1 pseudogene is annotated in these 249 nt (G+C 40.2%); it reads right to left on the bottom strand.

The annotated features are described in order from the left end of the window. Positions 1–249, bottom strand: a pseudogene (locus tag ACEO2X_RS14705) (IS66 family transposase); the annotation flags it as partial.

Raw genomic sequence — 249 nt, 5'->3', positions numbered from 1 at the left:
TATGCTGTTTAAACAGCGCCAGTTCATGCTCGTATTTTTGATTGAGAATAGAAAGATGCTGAACTTTAGAATCTAATTGCTGATTGGTGACTTCAAGATGTTGAACTTTGGCATCTAATTGTTGATTGGTGACTTCAAGATGTTGAACTCTGGCATCTAATTGCTGGTTTGATTGTGCTAGAGACTGATGCTGCATCGCCAACTGTCTGGTGAATTCCAGCAGTTGTTCATGGGTCAGTTGGCTTAAGT

It is taken from the genome of Acinetobacter sp. AL9, assembly GCF_041464035.1.
GTDB classification, from domain to species: Bacteria; Pseudomonadota; Gammaproteobacteria; order Pseudomonadales; family Moraxellaceae; genus Acinetobacter; species Acinetobacter towneri.
This window is presented reverse-complemented; position numbering and strand designations above follow the sequence as displayed.